This window comes from Pseudomonas sp. PL-6 (assembly GCF_054110165.1).
Map to the genome: position 1 here is coordinate 4893493 of NZ_CM134189.1, position 13999 is coordinate 4907491.

The 13999-nt window shown below is 66.8% G+C and carries 17 protein-coding genes; 4 read left to right on the forward strand and 13 right to left on the reverse strand.

Annotated elements, in window-relative coordinates:
• Window positions 1-174: 174 nt before the first annotated feature.
• Window positions 175-618 carry a hypothetical protein gene (locus tag ACW9UL_RS21470; RefSeq protein ID WP_457788223.1) on the reverse strand — a complete coding sequence of 148 codons (444 nt, stop codon included), beginning with the start codon at window positions 616-618 and terminating at the stop codon, window positions 175-177.
• Here ACW9UL_RS21470 and trmL point away from each other — a divergent pair.
• Window positions 617-1078, forward strand: coding sequence for a tRNA (uridine(34)/cytosine(34)/5-carboxymethylaminomethyluridine(34)-2'-O)-methyltransferase TrmL (gene trmL / locus ACW9UL_RS21475; RefSeq protein ID WP_457788224.1), 462 nt, complete (start codon window positions 617-619; stop codon window positions 1076-1078). The two genes, ACW9UL_RS21470 and trmL, sit on opposite strands and share 2 nt — an antisense overlap.
• Before the next feature lie 129 nt (window positions 1079-1207).
• On the opposite strand, the gene secB is transcribed toward trmL, so the two are convergent.
• Genes secB through ACW9UL_RS21490 form a run of 3 tightly spaced genes read right to left on the reverse strand, consistent with a single transcriptional unit; the run spans window position 1208 to window position 2394 of the window.
• Window positions 1208-1693: a protein-export chaperone SecB gene (secB, locus tag ACW9UL_RS21480; protein WP_457788225.1), complete on the reverse strand. Its 486-nt coding sequence runs from the start codon at window positions 1691-1693 to the stop codon at window positions 1208-1210.
• 25 nt (window positions 1694-1718) lie between these two features.
• Complete coding sequence (grxC, locus tag ACW9UL_RS21485; RefSeq protein ID WP_457788226.1) at window positions 1719-1979, reverse strand: glutaredoxin 3; 261 nt, start codon at window positions 1977-1979, stop codon at window positions 1719-1721.
• A gap of 1 nt (window position 1980) precedes the next feature.
• Window positions 1981-2394 (reverse strand): rhodanese-like domain-containing protein, encoded by a 414-nt coding sequence (locus tag ACW9UL_RS21490; RefSeq protein ID WP_457788227.1) that lies wholly within the window; start codon window positions 2392-2394, stop codon window positions 1981-1983.
• A gap of 146 nt (window positions 2395-2540) precedes the next feature.
• On the opposite strand from ACW9UL_RS21490, the gene gpmI reads away from it, so the two are divergent.
• From gpmI to ACW9UL_RS21505, 3 genes are all read left to right on the forward strand, one after another.
• Complete coding sequence (gene gpmI, locus ACW9UL_RS21495; protein ID WP_457788228.1) at window positions 2541-4073, forward strand: 2,3-bisphosphoglycerate-independent phosphoglycerate mutase; 1533 nt, start codon at window positions 2541-2543, stop codon at window positions 4071-4073.
• Between the two features lie 108 nt (window positions 4074-4181).
• Complete coding sequence (locus ACW9UL_RS21500) at window positions 4182-5423, forward strand: murein hydrolase activator EnvC family protein (RefSeq protein ID WP_457788229.1); 1242 nt, start codon at window positions 4182-4184, stop codon at window positions 5421-5423.
• A gap of 30 nt (window positions 5424-5453) precedes the next feature.
• Entirely contained in the window at window positions 5454-6758 is a 1305-nt protein-coding gene (locus tag ACW9UL_RS21505; protein ID WP_122109692.1) for a S41 family peptidase, read from the forward strand.
• Between the two features lie 131 nt (window positions 6759-6889).
• Here ACW9UL_RS21505 and ACW9UL_RS21510 read toward each other — a convergent pair whose 3' ends face one another.
• The 9 genes from ACW9UL_RS21510 to ACW9UL_RS21550 all read right to left on the reverse strand — a co-directional run bounded on the left by ACW9UL_RS21510 (window position 6890) and on the right by ACW9UL_RS21550 (window position 13992).
• Entirely contained in the window at window positions 6890-7645 is a 756-nt protein-coding gene (locus ACW9UL_RS21510) for a substrate-binding periplasmic protein (protein WP_021443395.1), read from the reverse strand.
• 129 nt (window positions 7646-7774) lie between these two features.
• Complete coding sequence (locus ACW9UL_RS21515) at window positions 7775-8530, reverse strand: substrate-binding periplasmic protein (RefSeq protein ID WP_457788230.1); 756 nt, start codon at window positions 8528-8530, stop codon at window positions 7775-7777.
• A gap of 95 nt (window positions 8531-8625) precedes the next feature.
• Window positions 8626-9360, reverse strand: a complete 735-nt coding sequence (locus tag ACW9UL_RS21520; RefSeq protein WP_021443393.1) for a substrate-binding periplasmic protein — start codon at window positions 9358-9360, stop codon at window positions 8626-8628.
• A gap of 160 nt (window positions 9361-9520) precedes the next feature.
• A complete protein-coding gene (hisF, locus tag ACW9UL_RS21525; protein ID WP_004374000.1) occupies window positions 9521-10291 on the reverse strand; it encodes an imidazole glycerol phosphate synthase subunit HisF in 771 nt (256 codons plus the stop codon).
• Between the two features lie 77 nt (window positions 10292-10368).
• A complete protein-coding gene (hisA, locus tag ACW9UL_RS21530) occupies window positions 10369-11106 on the reverse strand; it encodes a 1-(5-phosphoribosyl)-5-[(5-phosphoribosylamino)methylideneamino]imidazole-4-carboxamide isomerase (RefSeq protein ID WP_122109694.1) in 738 nt (245 codons plus the stop codon).
• Window positions 11107-11143: 37 nt separating this feature from the next.
• Window positions 11144-11398 (reverse strand): DUF2164 domain-containing protein, encoded by a 255-nt coding sequence (locus ACW9UL_RS21535; RefSeq protein ID WP_397497608.1) that lies wholly within the window; start codon window positions 11396-11398, stop codon window positions 11144-11146.
• Window positions 11398-12036, reverse strand: a complete 639-nt coding sequence (gene hisH / locus ACW9UL_RS21540) for an imidazole glycerol phosphate synthase subunit HisH (RefSeq protein ID WP_397497607.1) — start codon at window positions 12034-12036, stop codon at window positions 11398-11400. Before hisH ends, ACW9UL_RS21535 begins: the two co-directional genes overlap by 1 nt.
• Window positions 12037-12630 (reverse strand): imidazoleglycerol-phosphate dehydratase HisB, encoded by a 594-nt coding sequence (hisB, locus tag ACW9UL_RS21545; RefSeq protein WP_021443389.1) that lies wholly within the window; start codon window positions 12628-12630, stop codon window positions 12037-12039.
• Window positions 12631-12771: 141 nt separating this feature from the next.
• The gene (locus ACW9UL_RS21550) at window positions 12772-13992 is read right to left on the reverse strand and encodes a sterol desaturase family protein (protein ID WP_457788232.1); all 1221 of its coding nucleotides are present in this window, start codon (window positions 13990-13992) and stop codon (window positions 12772-12774) included.
• Window positions 13993-13999 lie beyond the last annotated feature (7 nt).

A 13999-nucleotide genomic window follows, 5' to 3' on the forward strand; every position in this document is an offset into this window, starting at 1 on the left:
CGTGGTGGTGCAGCCAGCACCCTGCGCTGGCCGCACCACCATGCCGGTAGCGCGGCGATCCCAGCAAAACCGCGGCCTTCGGCCTTGGTAATAAAATTGGCACACAGCCTGCATAGGCTAAGGCAAGCCCAGTTTCGGGGACCTTGGTACAGGCAGGCCGGGGAATCCCCTCTTTTATTCGCGGCGCAGGGTCAGACGCACCCGCCAGCGCCCATCCACCTCCGCACCGCGCCACTCCCCGCCCAATGGGCGGGTCGCCACCAGCAGCAGGCGCAGATCCCGTCCCTCCCGCTGAATCCGCCAGTTGACCGGGGTGCCGCCCAAGTCGAGGCGACCCTGGCGTTCGCGGCCGTAGGCATCGACGAAGCGGTAGCTCAGCGCCCCCTGGAGGTGCTCTTCGAGCGCCTGCGGCTCACGGTTGAACCAGACCTGCAGCCCCCCGGCCCAGGGCTCGGGGCCCTCGATGCGCAGCGGCGCCGGCTCGAACAGGCGGCCGAGCAGGCTGCCGAGGAGAAAGGCCAGCAGCGCCAGCGAGGCCATGAAGCGCCAGCGAAGTCGCGGCCTGGGGTCCTCGACCGGCGTAGAATGGCCGTCGTCCCTGTGCTCGGAGCCCTGCATGTTCCACGTCATCCTCTTTCAACCGGAAATCCCGCCCAACACCGGCAACATTATCAGGCTGTGCGCCAACAGCGGCTGCCAGCTGCACCTGATCGAGCCGCTGGGCTTCGAGCTGGACGACAAGCGCCTGCGCCGCGCCGGCCTGGACTACCACGAGTACGCCACGCTCAAGCGCCACCCGGATCTGCCGAGCTGCCTGGCCAGCCTCGGCCAGCCGCGCCTGTTCGCCTTCACCACCAAGGGTTCGCACGCCTTTCACGAGGTCGCCTACCGGCCCGGCGACGCCTTCCTGTTCGGCCCGGAGAGCCGCGGCCTGCCGGAGGAGGTGCGCAACGCCCTGCCGCCCGAGCAGCGCCTGCGCCTGCCGATGCGCGCCGGCTGCCGCAGTCTGAACCTGTCCAACACCGTGGCGGTGACCGTTTACGAGGCCTGGCGGCAGAACGGCTTCGCCGGGGCGTAGGGTGGATGACGCTTTTCTCATCCACCATGCCGCGCGGTCATGGTGGATCGGTGAGCGTGATCCACACCAGAAAAACAAAACGCCGCGAACCCGATGACAGGAACGCGGCGTTTGCGAGCGGAGCGTCGCTCAGTGCGCGGTGGCGTCGCCCTGCGCCGCCTGCTGCTGACGCTGCAGCTCCTGGGCGTACAGCGCGTCGAAGTTCACCGGGGCGAGCATCAGCGCCGGGAACGAGCCGCGGGTGACCAGGCTGTCCAGCGCCTCGCGGGCGTAGGGGAAGAGAATGTTCGGGCAGAAGGCGCCGAGGGTGTGGCTCATCGAGGCGGCGTCCAGGCCCTTGATCAGGAAGATGCCGGCCTGCTGCACTTCGGCGATGAAGGCCACTTCTTCGCCGTTCTTCACCGTGACCGAGAGGGTCAGCACCACTTCGTGGAAGTCGCCGTCCAGGGTCTTCTGCCGGGTGTTGAGATCCAGGCCGACGCTCGGCGTCCACTCCTGGCGGAAGATTTCCGGGCTCTTCGGCGCCTCGAAGGACAGGTCCTTGACGTAGATGCGCTGCAGGGAGAATTGCGGGTTCTGCTGTTCGGCGGCGCCGTTGTTTGCTTGTTCGGTCATGGCCTTTGCCTGCTTGTCTTGAGGTTTATGCGGGGCTCTGCAGCAGCGCATCGAGCTTGCCGGCGCGCTCCAGGGCGTAGAGGTCGTCGCAGCCGCCGATGTGGGTGCTGCCGATCCAGATTTGCGGCACCGAGCTGCGCCCGGCCTTGCGGGTCATCTCGGCGCGCAGCGTGGGCTGGCCGTCGACGCGCACTTCGTCGAAATCCACGCCCTTGCGTGCCAGCAGCTGCTTGGCGCGGATGCAGTAGGGGCACCAGTCGCTGGAATAGATGACCACGCCTGTCATGTCACTTCACCAGCGGCAGGTTGTCGCCACGCCAGCTGGCGATGCCGCCGGACAGCTTGGCCGCGGTGTAGCCGGCCTTCTTCAGCTCGCGGGCGATGCTGCCGGCGTGCTGGCCCATGGCGTCGACCACCACTATGGTCTTGGCCTTGTGCTTCTCCAGCTCGGCGATACGCGCCGACACCTTTTCATAGGGGATATGCAGGGAATCGACGATATGCCCGGCGGAGAAGTCCTTCTGCGCGCGCACGTCGAGCACCACGCCCTTGTCGCTGTTGACCAGTGCGGTCAGCTCGCGGCTGGACAGGTTCTGCCCGCCCTTGCGCATCTCGGTGACGATCAGCGCCACCAGCAGGACGACGAACAATCCGCTCAATACATAGTGGTTAACGACGAATTCAATCAGGTTGGCGAACATCTATAGGGCCCAGGACGGTAAAATGCCGGCCAGTATACACAGGCCCACAAGTCGGCCAAACCCCGTCCGGCAGTGACGCGCCAGGCGCTTGACCGTAAAATGCCCGGCCTTGTTTCCCGCCCATCGACCCAGAGCGAGTCTGCTGCATGAGCGCCACGCCCAAACCCTTGGTTCTGATCATCCTCGACGGCTTCGGTCACAGCGACAACCCCGAGCACAACGCCATCCACGCCGCCAACACGCCGGTCTATGACCGCCTGCGCGCCAGCTATCCGCACGGCCTGATCTCCGGCAGCGGCATGGACGTCGGCCTGCCGGACGGACAGATGGGCAACTCCGAGGTCGGCCATATGAACCTCGGCGCCGGCCGCGTGGTGTACCAGGACTTCACCCGGGTGACCAAGGCCATCCGCGACGGCGAGTTCTTCGACAACGCCGCGATCAACCAGGCGGTGGACAAGGCCGTGGGCGCCGGCAAGGCCGTGCATATCCTCGGCCTGCTCTCCGACGGCGGCGTGCACAGCCACCAGGACCACCTGGTGGCCATGGCCGAACTGGCCGTGCGCCGCGGCGCCGAGAAGATCTACCTGCACGCCTTTCTCGACGGCCGCGACACCCCGCCGAAGAGCGCGCAGGGCTCCATCGAGCTGCTCGACGCCGCCTTCGCCCGCCTCGGCAAGGGCCGCATCGCCAGCCTGATCGGCCGCTACTTCGCCATGGACCGCGACAACCGCTGGGACCGCGTCGAGCAGGCCTACCAGCTGATCGTCGAGGGCAATGCCCAGTTCAGTGCCGCCAGCGCCGTGGAGGGGCTGAACGCCGCCTACGCGCGCGGCGAGAGCGACGAGTTCGTCAAGGCCACCGGCATCGGCGCGCCGGTCCGGGTGGAAGACGGCGACGCCGTGGTGTTCATGAACTTCCGCGCGGACAGGGCGAGAGAATTGACCCGCACCTTCGTCGAGCCGGGGTTCAAGGAATTCGAGCGCCAGCGAGTGCCGCAGGTCGGCTTCGTCATGCTCACCCAGTACGCCGCGAGCATCCCGGCGCCGGCCGCCTTCGCCCCCGAGGCGCTGACCAACGTGCTCGGCGAATACCTGGCGAAACACGGCAAGACCCAGCTGCGCATCGCCGAGACCGAGAAGTACGCCCACGTCACCTTCTTCTTCTCCGGCGGCCGCGAGGAGCCGTTCGAGGGCGAAGAACGCATCCTCATCCCCTCGCCGAACGTCGCCACCTACGACCTCAAGCCGGAAATGAGCGCCCCGGAAGTCACCGACAAGATCGTCGACGCCATCGACAACCAGCGCTATGACGTGATCATCGTCAACTACGCCAACGGCGACATGGTCGGTCACACCGGCGTGTTCGAGGCCGCGGTCAAGGCCGTGGAATGCCTGGACGCCTGCGTCGGCCGCATCGTCGATGCATTGGACAAGGTCGGCGGCGAAGCGCTGATCACCGCCGACCACGGCAACGTCGAGCAGATGGAAGACGAGTGCACCGGGCAGGCGCACACCGCGCACACCTGCGAGCCGGTGCCGTTCATCTACGTCGGCAAGCGCCCGGCGCGCATCCGCGAAGGCGGCGTGCTGGCCGACGTGGCGCCGACCCTGCTGAGCCTGATGGGCCTGGAAAAACCGGCGGAAATGACCGGTACCTCCATCGTCCTGCTCGACTGAACGTCGATAATCCGCCAAACGCCCCGCGCCTTGAGGCCCGGGGCGTTTTTTTTGCCCGGCGGCGCGGGCATACTAGAGCCCATTCCACCGCCAGGTGTCGCCCTGCCCATGCTCCGCATCCTCGCCCTGATCCTGCTCAGCAGCCTGATCGCCCCCGTCCTTGCCGACCAGCGCGCCGACACCCAGCGCCAGCTGGAAGCCGCACGCCAGGACGTGGCCGAGCTGAAGAAGCTGCTGGAGAAACTGCAGCAGGAGAAATCCGGCGTGCAGCAACAGCTGAAGAAGACCGAAACCGAGATGGGCGCGCTGGAAGGCCAGGTCAAGGAGCTGCAGCGCGAACTCAAGGGCAGCGAACAGGAAATCCAGCGCCTGGATCAGGAGAAAAAAAAACTCCAGAGCGCACGCACTGAACAGCAGCGGCTGATCGCCATCCAGGCCCGCGCCGCCTACCAGAGCGGCCGCCAGGAGTACGTCAAGCTGCTGCTCAACCAGCAGAACCCGGAAAAGTTCTCGCGCACCCTGACCTACTACGACTATCTCAGCCAGGCGCGCCTGGAACAGCTCGCGGCGTTCAACGAGACCCTGCGCCAGCTGGCCAACGTCGAGCAGGAAATCGCCAACCACCAGGCCCAGCTGCAGGCGCAGAAGGCCGGCCTCGACGAGCGCCACGCCAAGCTCGCCGAGGCGCGCAAGGAGCGCCAGCAGGCGCTGGCCAAGCTCAACAGCGAATTCGCCAGCCGCGACCAGCGGCTCAAGGCGCGCCAGCAGGAACAGGCCGAGCTGGGCCGCGTGCTGAAGACCATCGAAGAGACCCTGGCGCGTCAGGCGCGCGAGGCCGAGGAGGCGCGCAAACGCGCTCTGCTGGCGCAGCAGGCAGAGCAGGCACGGCCGGGCAACCCGCCGCCGAGCGGCCCGCAGGTCAGCTCCGGCGCCACCTATGGCGGGCCTTTCGCCAGTGCCCGCGGCAAGTTGCCCTGGCCGGTCGATGGCCGTTTGGTGGCACGCTACGGAACCCCGCGCGGCGGCGACGCTCGTACTAAATGGGACGGCGTGCTGATCGGCGCGCCGGCCGGCAGCCAGGTGCGCGCCGTACACGGCGGCCGCGTGGTATTCGCCGACTGGTTGCGCGGCGCCGGTCTACTGGTCATTCTCGACCATGGCAACGGCTACCTGAGCCTCTACGGTCACAACCAGAACCTGCTGAAGAACGCCGGCGACCTGGTCAAGGCCGGCGAAGCCATCGCCACCGTGGGTACCAGCGGCGGCCAGGATACGCCGGCACTGTATTTCGCCATTCGCCAGCAGGGTCGCCCCAGCGACCCGGCGCAATGGTGCCGCGCGCAGGGATAGGCGCCGTTTTTCGCTAATTAGGAGTTCGACATGTCGCATCGCTTCCGTCCCACCTGCCTGGCGCTGGCCCTCGGCCTGCTGCTCGGCGCGCCCGCCCTGCAGGCGGCCGAGCCCGCCCCCGCGGCGGCGAGCAGCAAGGCGCCGCTGCCGCTGGACGACCTGCGCACCTTCGCCGAGGTGATGGACCGGATCAAGGCCGCCTATGTCGAACCGGTCAGCGACAAGACGCTGCTGGAGAACGCCATCAAGGGCATGCTCAGCAACCTCGACCCGCACTCGGCCTACCTCGAGCCGGAGGCCTTCCTCGAACTGCAGGAGAGCACCAGCGGCGAGTTCGGCGGCCTGGGCATCGAGGTCGGCATGGAAGACGGCTTCGTCAAGGTGGTCTCGCCCATCGACGACACCCCGGCGTCCCAGGCCGGCATCCAGCCGGGCGATCTGATCGTCAAGATCGACGGCCAGCCGACCAAGGGCCTGTCGATGATGGAAGCGGTGGACAAGATGCGCGGCAAGGCCGGCAGCAAGATCGAGCTGACCCTGGTGCGCGACGGCGGCCGCCCCTTCGACCTGACCCTGACCCGCGCGGTGATCAAGGTGCGCAGCGTCAAGAGCCAGATGCTCGAGGACGGCTACGGCTACCTGCGCATCTCGCAGTTCCAGGTCAACACCGGCGAGGAAGTCGGCAAGGCGCTGACCAGACTGCGCAAGGACAACGGCGACAAGAAGCTGCGCGGCCTGGTCATGGACCTGCGCAACAACCCCGGCGGCGTGTTGCAGGCGGCGGTGGAGGTCACCGACCATTTCCTCAAGAAGGGCCTGATCGTCTACACCGAGGGCCGCCTGGCCAACTCCGAACTGCGTTTCAACGCCGACCCGGCCGACGCCAGCGAAGGCGTGCCGCTGGTGGTGCTGATCAACGGCGGCAGTGCCTCGGCCTCGGAGATCGTCGCCGGCGCCCTGCAGGACCACAAGCGCGCGGTGCTGATGGGCACCGACAGCTTCGGCAAGGGCTCGGTGCAGACCGTGCTGCCGCTGAACAACGACCGCGCGCTGAAACTGACCACGGCGCTGTACTTCACCCCCAACGGTCGCTCGATCCAGGCCCAGGGCATCGTTCCCGACATCGAGGTGGCGCGCGCCAAGCTGACCCGCGAACAGGACAACGAGGGCATCAAGGAAGCCGACCTGCAGGGCCACCTGGGCAACGGCAACGGCGGCGCCGACCGCCCGAGCAAGGCCAAAGCGGCCCAACCGCAGCGCCCGCAGGACGACGACTACCAGCTGAGCCAGGCGCTCAACCTGCTCAAGGGCCTGAGCGTGACCCGCGGCGGCTGAGGCGAAGCGGCGATACGAAAAAGCCCGGACATGCAGGCATGTCCGGGCTTTTTCTTGGCTTCGTCCTAGGGGGCGCCGTGCGCACCGAAAAAACGGCTGGTGCGCGCGGCGCCCCGAGGCTGCGGGCCCGGTTACAGGTAATTGGCGGTGATATCGTCGATATAACCCTCGGCGCGCAGCTCGTCCAGGGCCTTCTGCAGGCGCTCGACCACCTCGTCCGGGGTGTCCTTGTTCAGCGCCAGATAGAGCTCGGCATCGTTGAAGCGCAGCACGGTGGTCAGGCCGCTGACGTCCTCCTGCTTGGCCAGGTAGCGGCCCACCGGGTCGGTGGTGGCCCACAGGTCGATCTGCCCGCGCACCAGCTTCTTCACGTTCTCCTGATCGCGCAGGGCGTTGACCGGCTGCAGGCCCTGGCTCTCCAGATGCTGGCTGACCGCGTCGTTCTTGTAGGCGCCGATGCGGTACTGCGCGGCGTCCTTGAGGCTGGCCACGCTGAGGTTGTTGCCGGGCGCGGCGAGCAGCACCCAGCCGGTCTTGGCGATCGGCCCGACCCACTTGAACAGCGGCTGGCGCTCGGGCGTGAAGGTGGTGGAGAACAGGCCGTAGTTGGGCTTGTCCAGGGTCAGGCGGTAGAGGCGATCCCAGGGGAAGCGCAGGGTCAGGGTGTAGTCGATGCCGGCACGCTTGAACATCTCGCGCACGATATCGGCGCTGATGCCGTCGATGCCGTCGTCGCGGGCGAAGTTCTTGTCGTCCACCGCCATGTTGAAGGGCGGGAAGTTCTCGGTCAGCAGCACCACCTTGTAGTCCGGCGGCAGCTGCGCATGGGCGAAACCGCTGCCAAGCAGCAGGGCGACAAACAGGCTTTTCTTCAGAGTGTTCAGCATAAGACGTACCGCTCGCATGATTTGTGGTTATGGCTAGCGACATCCTTGCGTGGACCCGAGTCCGGTGATTGGCACTCGAAGGTTCTGCCGTCCATGGCAAGCGACCGGCTTTTGGCCGGTCGCAGGGTCTTACAGGTAGCTATTGAGGATATCGTCGACGAAGCCCTCGGCGCGCATCTGGTCCAGCGCGGCCTGCAGCTTGGCGACTAGCTCGTCGGGCATTTCCTTGTTCAGCGCCAGGTACAGCTCGGCGCTGTCGAAGCGCAGCACCGTCTTCAGCCCGGAGATGCCTTCCTGCTTGGCCAGGTAGCGCCCGGCCGGATCGCCGGTGGCCCAGAGGTCGATCTGCCCGGCCATCAGCTTCTTGGCGTTCTCCTGATCACGCAGCGCGGTCAGCGGCTGCAGGCCCTTCTCCACCAGGTGCTCGGCGATGGCGTCGCCCTTGTAGGCGCCGACCTTGTATTGCTTGGCTTCATCCAGGTTGTTCAGGCTGATCGGGCTGTCGCCCTTGGCCAGCATCACCCAGTCGTCCGGACCGATCGGGCCGACCCACTTGAACAGCTGCTCGCGCTCGGGCAGACGAGCAGTGACGAACACGCCGTAGCCGGGTTTTTCCAGCGCCAGCTTGTAGATGCGATCCCAGGGGAAGCGCAGGGTCAGGCTGTACTTGACCCCGGCACGCTTGAACATCTCCCTGACGATATCCACGGCGATGCCGTCGATATTGTCTTCCTGGGCGAAGTTCTTGCCGTTGATGGCCATGTTGTAGGGCGGGAAATTCTCGGTCAGCAGCACCACGCTGTAGTCCGGGTCCACTTCGGCGCGCGCGGCAGCGGTCAGCACCACAAGGGTGCCGCCAAGCGCGAGGAGCAGGCGTTTGAACATAGATCTTCTCGTTCTTCTGAAAAGGCAGACCCCGCCAGAATAACCAGCACTTATGCCGCAGCACAGTGCCGGCGTGACAATCCTGGCAAATTGCCTCAATACCGGGCCTCGATGGCCTGCAGCACACCCTCGGCGCGCAGGGCGTCCAGAGCCGTCTGCAACTTCTGCACCAGCTCGTCGGGGGTCTGCCTGTTCAGTGCCAGGTAGAGCTCGGCGGTATGCAGGCGCTGCACCACCCTGAGGTTGTCGATGCCCTCCTGGCGGGCCATGTAGCGCCCCGCCTGGTCGGAGGTGACCCACAGGTCGATCTGCCCCTTGTCCAGTTTCCGGGCGTTCTCGTTGTCGCGCAGCGTGGTCTGCACGCTCAGGCCGCGGTCGAGGAGGAACTGGGTCTTGGCGTCGCCCTTGTAGCCGCCGATGCGGTAACGCGCGGCGTCCTGCAGGTTGGCCAGTTGGATCGGGCTGTCGCCCCTGGCCAGCAGCACCCAGTGATTGGTGGCGATGGGGCCGACCCACTTGAACAGCGCCTCGCGCTCCTGGGTCCGCGCGGTGGAGAACAGGCCGTAGCCGCCGTCCTCGAGGGTCTGCTGGTAGACCCGCTGCCAGGGGAAGCGCAGGATCTGCTGGCACTCGACCTCGGCGCGCTGGCACACCGCGCGCAGGATATCGGCACTGATGCCGCTGACCCCCTCGCCCTTGGCGAAGTTGCTGCCGTTGACCGACATGTTGAAGGGCGCCAGGTTCTCGGTGAGCAGCACCAGCGCCTCGGCGCGCGCCAGACTGGCGCCGCAGAACAGGAAAACAACGGCAAATAGCCGGAAAGCGGACATAGGGACTCCGTGTCGGGAAAGTTCGGGATGCAGGGCGCGCAGCCGCACCGGGCGGCGGCCGGAGGGCCTGGGCGCAGGGGCGCCATGCTAGCGCCATCGATGGCATTGTGCCGTCGACTCGCCCGCAGCTTTGGCCGGCAGAACGCCGGCCAGCAGAGGGTCAGCGCACGACGATGCCGCGGCTGGCCAGATAGGCCTTGGCTTCCGGCACTGTGTATTCGCCGAAGTGGAAGATGCTCGCCGCCAGCACGGCGTCGGCCTTGCCTTCGAGGATGCCGTCGGCCAGGTGCTGCAGGTTGCCGACGCCGCCGGAGGCGATCACCGGCACGCGCACGGCCTCGCTGATGGCGCGGGTCACGCCGAGGTCGTAACCGCTCTTCACCCCGTCCTGATCCATGCTGGTGAGCAGGATCTCGCCGGCGCCGAGGCCTTCCATCTTGCGCGCCCACTCCACGGCATCCAGACCGGTCGGCTTGCGTCCGCCGTGGGTGAAGATTTCCCAGCGACCCGGCTCGCCAGGTGCAGACACGCGCTTGGCGTCGATGGCGACGACGATGCACTGCGAGCCGAAACGCGCCGCGGCCTCGCCGACGAACTCGGGGTTGAATACCGCGGCGGTGTTGATCGATACCTTGTCGGCGCCGGCATTGAGCAGGTTGCGGATATCCTGCACGGTGCGCACGCCACCACCGACGGTGAGCGGGATGAACACCTGGCTGGCCATGCGCTCGACCGTGTGCAGGGTGGTGTCGCGACCGTCGACGCTGGCGGTGATGTCGAGGAAGGTGATCTCGTCGGCGCCCTGCTCATCGTAGCGACGGGCGATCTCCACCGGGTCACCGGCATCGCGGATGTTCTCGAACTTGACGCCCTTGACCACGCGACCGTTGTCCACGTCGAGGCAGGGGATAATGCGTTTAGCCAGTGCCATACGGAGCTCCCGTAGGGTGGGTGCAACCCACCGATAAAGATTGCGTCAATTGCGGCGGGTTTCACCCGCCCTACGGTTCAACCCTTGAAGCTGTCGCAGAAGGCCTGCGCCTCGGCCACATCCAGGGTGCCTTCGTAGATCGCGCGGCCGGTGATGGCGCCGATGATGCCCGGCGAGCGCGCCAGCAGCAGCTTCTCGATATCGCCGAGGTTGTGGATGCCGCCCGACGCGATCACCGGAATCTTGCTGGCGGCGGCCAGCGCGGCGGTGGCTTCGACGTTGCAGCCCTGCATCATGCCGTCCTTGGCGATGTCGGTATAAACGATGGCGGACACGCCGTCGGCCTCGAAGCGCTTGGCCAAGTCGGTGGCCTGCACGCTGGACACTTCCGCCCAGCCGTCGGTGGCGACGAAACCGTCCTTGGCATCCAGGCCGACTATGACCTTGCCGGGGAAGGCCTTGCACGCCTCGGCGACGAACTCCGGCTCTTTCACCGCCTTGGTGCCGATGATCACGTAGCTGACGCCGGCGCGCACATAGTGCTCGATGGTCTCCAGGGTGCGGATGCCGCCGCCGATCTGGATCGGCAGGTTCGGGTAACGCTTGGCGATGGCGGTGACCACCTCGCCGTTGACCGGCTGGCCTTCGAAGGCGCCGTTGAGGTCGACCAGATGCAGACGACGGCAACCGCCCTCGACCCACTTGGCGGCCATGCTCACCGGGTCATCGGAGAACACCGTGGAGTCTTCCATGCGGCCCTGACGCAGACGCACGCAGGCGCCGTCCTTCAGATCGATAGCGGGGATAATCAGCATCGGTTGAACCTGCTCAAGTTTGAAAACGGTAAGGCGCTCAGCTCTTTTCGAGCGCCCAGAGGTCGCTCTCGATGCTGTCGAACCTGTCCTTCAGGTGCGCCTGCACGTCGAGAATCGCCTTGTTGTAGTAGTGCGGTGCCAGCTCGCGAGTGATCAGGTCGAGCACTTCCTGCACCTCGAAGGTGCCCAGCTGCAGCTCGAAACGCTGGTCGAGAAAGCGCTGCAACAGCAGCAGCGCGGCCTGCTCCTGGGCCGGCTCCAGCGCCAGGCTCGGCACCTTGGCGCGAACCATTACCAGCGGCCGTCCCAGGCGGCGAAGTTCTGCAGCAGCTGCAGGCCGTGGGTATGGCTCTTCTCCGGGTGGAACTGCACGGCGAAGCGCGAACCCTCGGCCAGCGCGGCGGCGAAGTCCTTGCCGTAGTGACCGCGACCGACCACCTGCTGCGGCTTGCCGGCCTCGATGTAGTAGCTGTGCACGAAGTAGAAGCGCGCGTGATCCGGAATGTCGTGCCACAGCGGGTGCTTGACCGTCTGCGCCACCTCGTTCCAGCCCATGTGCGGCACCTTGAGGCGCTCGCCGTCTTCGCTCAGGTCCTTGCCGAAGAAGCGCACCTGGCCGGGGAACAGGCCGATGCAGTCGACGCCGTCGTTCTCCTCGCTGCGCTCGAGCAGCGCCTGCATGCCGACGCAGATGCCGAGGAAGGGCCGGTCGGCGCTGACCTCGCGCACCAGCTCGTCGAAGCCCAGGCGCCTGATCTCGGCCATGCAGTCGCGGATCGCGCCGACCCCGGGGAACACCACGCGGTCGGCCTCGCGGATCACCTTGGCATCGGAGGTCACCAGCACGCGGCCGGCGCCGACGTGCTCCAGCGCCTTGGCCACCGAGTGCAGGTTGCCCATGCCATAGTCGATTACGGCTACCGTCTGCATTTACAGGCAGCCCTTGGTCGACGGCATCTGCCCGGCCATGCGCGGATCCAGCTCGACGGCCATGCGCAGCGCGCGGCCGAAGGCCTTGAACACGGTCTCGATCTGGTGGTGGGTGTTGTGCCCGCGCAGGTTGTCGATGTGCAGGCTGACCAGGGCGTGGTTGACGAAGCCCTGGAAGAATTCCTGGAACAGGTCGACGTCGAAGTTGCCGACCACGGCGCGGGTGAAGGGCACGTGCATCTGCAGGCCGGGACGACCGGAGAAGTCGATCACCACACGCGACAGCGCTTCGTCCAGCGGCACGTAGGAATGGCCGTAGCGGGTCATGCCCTTCTTGTCGCCGACGGCCTTGGCGAAGGCCTGGCCGAGGGTGATACCGACGTCCTCGACGGTGTGGTGGTCGTCGATATGCAGATCGCCCTTGCACTCGATATCGAGGTCGATCAGACCATGGCGGGCGATCTGGTCGAGCATGTGCTCGAGAAAGGGCACGCCGATGTCGAAGCGCGCCTTGCCGCTGCCATCCAGGTTGATCGAGACCTTGACCTGGGTCTCCAGGGTGTTGCGCTCGACGAATGCCGTACGTTCGGCCATCACCAGCTCCACAAATTGCCAACGGAAAAAGGCCAGCATTATAGGCGGGCCAGGGGCCGTGCGGCTACCGGCGGCGGTCGGATCGCCAGGCTATGGGCGCGATAGCCGGCCGTGACGAGCCAGCCCGGCGCCGCCGCGGGCTCACCCGCCGGACACCGGCACTCGCATCGGCCGCGCCAGCAAGCGCCACAGCCAGCCCAGACTGGCCAGGCCAGCGAGCGCGACCGCCAGTGCCCAACCCCACTGTCCCGGCGCCAGCCACTGCGCCCAGGCCAGCGCCAGCGCGGCCATGGCCAGCTGGCGCGCCAGCTCCAGGCGCCAGAAGGTGCGCCCCTCGAACAGCAGGCCGAGGCTGACGCAGCCGGCGAGGATCAGCCCCGCCAGCAGCCAGGGCTCCCAGAACGCGGCACGCTCCAGGCTGAGCAGGAAACCCAGGGCCAGCGCGTTGATCAGCAGGAACTGCACCAGGGCGTAGGCCTTGAGTGCGGCCGGATAGGCGCAGTCGAACTTCTCCGCGCCCATCTTCGGCCAGGGCAGCTGGCGCACGTCGGCCGGGCGCCAGCCGGTGGGCATCCACCACAGACGCAGGCGATCCCACCAGGAGCGGGTGGCCCGCGCATCGGCCCAGAGCAGGCGCCACCAGGAGAACTGCAGACGGATCGGGTCGAAGGTGCGCACCGGCGTGGTCACCCCGTAGCGCACCGGCTCGCGCTCCTCGGCGAAGGTGCCGAACAGCTTGTCCCAGAGGATGAACACGCCGCCGTGGTTCTTGTCGATGTAGCAGTCGTTCTGCCCGTGGTGCACGCGATGCAGCGAGGGCGTGACCAGCACCCGCTCCAGCCAGCCGAGGCGGCCGACGTGCTGGCTGTGAATCCAGAACTGATAGGCCAGCTGCACGCCGAGCAGCAGCAGGAACAGCGGCAGGGGCAGGCCGAGCAGCGCCAGCGGCAGGTAGAAGGGCCAGTCGAAGGCGGTCTGGAAAGCACCCTTGCGCAGCGCGGTGGAGAGGTTGAAGTCCTCGCTGGAATGATGCGGCTGGTGCGCGCCCCACAGCAGGTTGTAGCGATGCAGGCTGCGGTGCGCCCAGTAGAAGCACAGGTCCACCGCGACGAAGCCGAGCAGCCAGGTCCAGGGCGAGGTCGCGTCCAGCGTCCACAGCCGCGCGTGCTCGTAGAGCCAGGCATAGGGCAGGATCAGCAGCAGGCGCAACGGCCCCTCCAGCAACAGGCGCAGCACCGCGGTGTTGACGCTGGTGGCGGCGTCGGCCAGGCGCCAGGTGTGGCGGCCGCTGTGCCGCTCGTAGGCCAGTTCCAGCAGGATCAGCAGGATATACAGGGGCAAGGCGAGTACCGCGACGTTCATGGCCACC

What these genes read in the sequence shown, in the direction of transcription:
- ACW9UL_RS21515 (WP_457788230.1), bottom strand. Translation starts at nt 8,530, where the DNA reads ATGTTCAAACGCCTGCTCCTCGCGCTTGGCGGCACCCTTGTGGTGCTG.
- trmL (WP_457788224.1), top strand. Translation starts at nt 617, where the DNA reads ATGTTCCACGTCATCCTCTTTCAACCGGAAATCCCGCCCAACACCGGC.
- hisB (WP_021443389.1), bottom strand. Translation starts at nt 12,630, where the DNA reads ATGGCCGAACGTACGGCATTCGTCGAGCGCAACACCCTGGAGACCCAG.
- hisF (WP_004374000.1), bottom strand. Translation starts at nt 10,291, where the DNA reads ATGGCACTGGCTAAACGCATTATCCCCTGCCTCGACGTGGACAACGGT.
- ACW9UL_RS21490 (WP_457788227.1), bottom strand. Translation starts at nt 2,394, where the DNA reads ATGTTCGCCAACCTGATTGAATTCGTCGTTAACCACTATGTATTGAGC.
- ACW9UL_RS21520 (WP_021443393.1), bottom strand. Translation starts at nt 9,360, where the DNA reads ATGTCCGCTTTCCGGCTATTTGCCGTTGTTTTCCTGTTCTGCGGCGCC.
- grxC (WP_457788226.1), bottom strand. Translation starts at nt 1,979, where the DNA reads ATGACAGGCGTGGTCATCTATTCCAGCGACTGGTGCCCCTACTGCATC.
- gpmI (WP_457788228.1), top strand. Translation starts at nt 2,541, where the DNA reads ATGAGCGCCACGCCCAAACCCTTGGTTCTGATCATCCTCGACGGCTTC.
- ACW9UL_RS21470 (WP_457788223.1), bottom strand. Translation starts at nt 618, where the DNA reads ATGCAGGGCTCCGAGCACAGGGACGACGGCCATTCTACGCCGGTCGAG.
- ACW9UL_RS21510 (WP_021443395.1), bottom strand. Translation starts at nt 7,645, where the DNA reads ATGCTGAACACTCTGAAGAAAAGCCTGTTTGTCGCCCTGCTGCTTGGC.
- hisA (WP_122109694.1), bottom strand. Translation starts at nt 11,106, where the DNA reads ATGCTGATTATCCCCGCTATCGATCTGAAGGACGGCGCCTGCGTGCGT.
- ACW9UL_RS21550 (WP_457788232.1), bottom strand. Translation starts at nt 13,992, where the DNA reads ATGAACGTCGCGGTACTCGCCTTGCCCCTGTATATCCTGCTGATCCTG.
- ACW9UL_RS21535 (WP_397497608.1), bottom strand. Translation starts at nt 11,398, where the DNA reads ATGGTTCGCGCCAAGGTGCCGAGCCTGGCGCTGGAGCCGGCCCAGGAG.
- ACW9UL_RS21500 (WP_457788229.1), top strand. Translation starts at nt 4,182, where the DNA reads ATGCTCCGCATCCTCGCCCTGATCCTGCTCAGCAGCCTGATCGCCCCC.
- ACW9UL_RS21505 (WP_122109692.1), top strand. Translation starts at nt 5,454, where the DNA reads ATGTCGCATCGCTTCCGTCCCACCTGCCTGGCGCTGGCCCTCGGCCTG.
- secB (WP_457788225.1), bottom strand. Translation starts at nt 1,693, where the DNA reads ATGACCGAACAAGCAAACAACGGCGCCGCCGAACAGCAGAACCCGCAA.
- hisH (WP_397497607.1), bottom strand. Translation starts at nt 12,036, where the DNA reads ATGCAGACGGTAGCCGTAATCGACTATGGCATGGGCAACCTGCACTCG.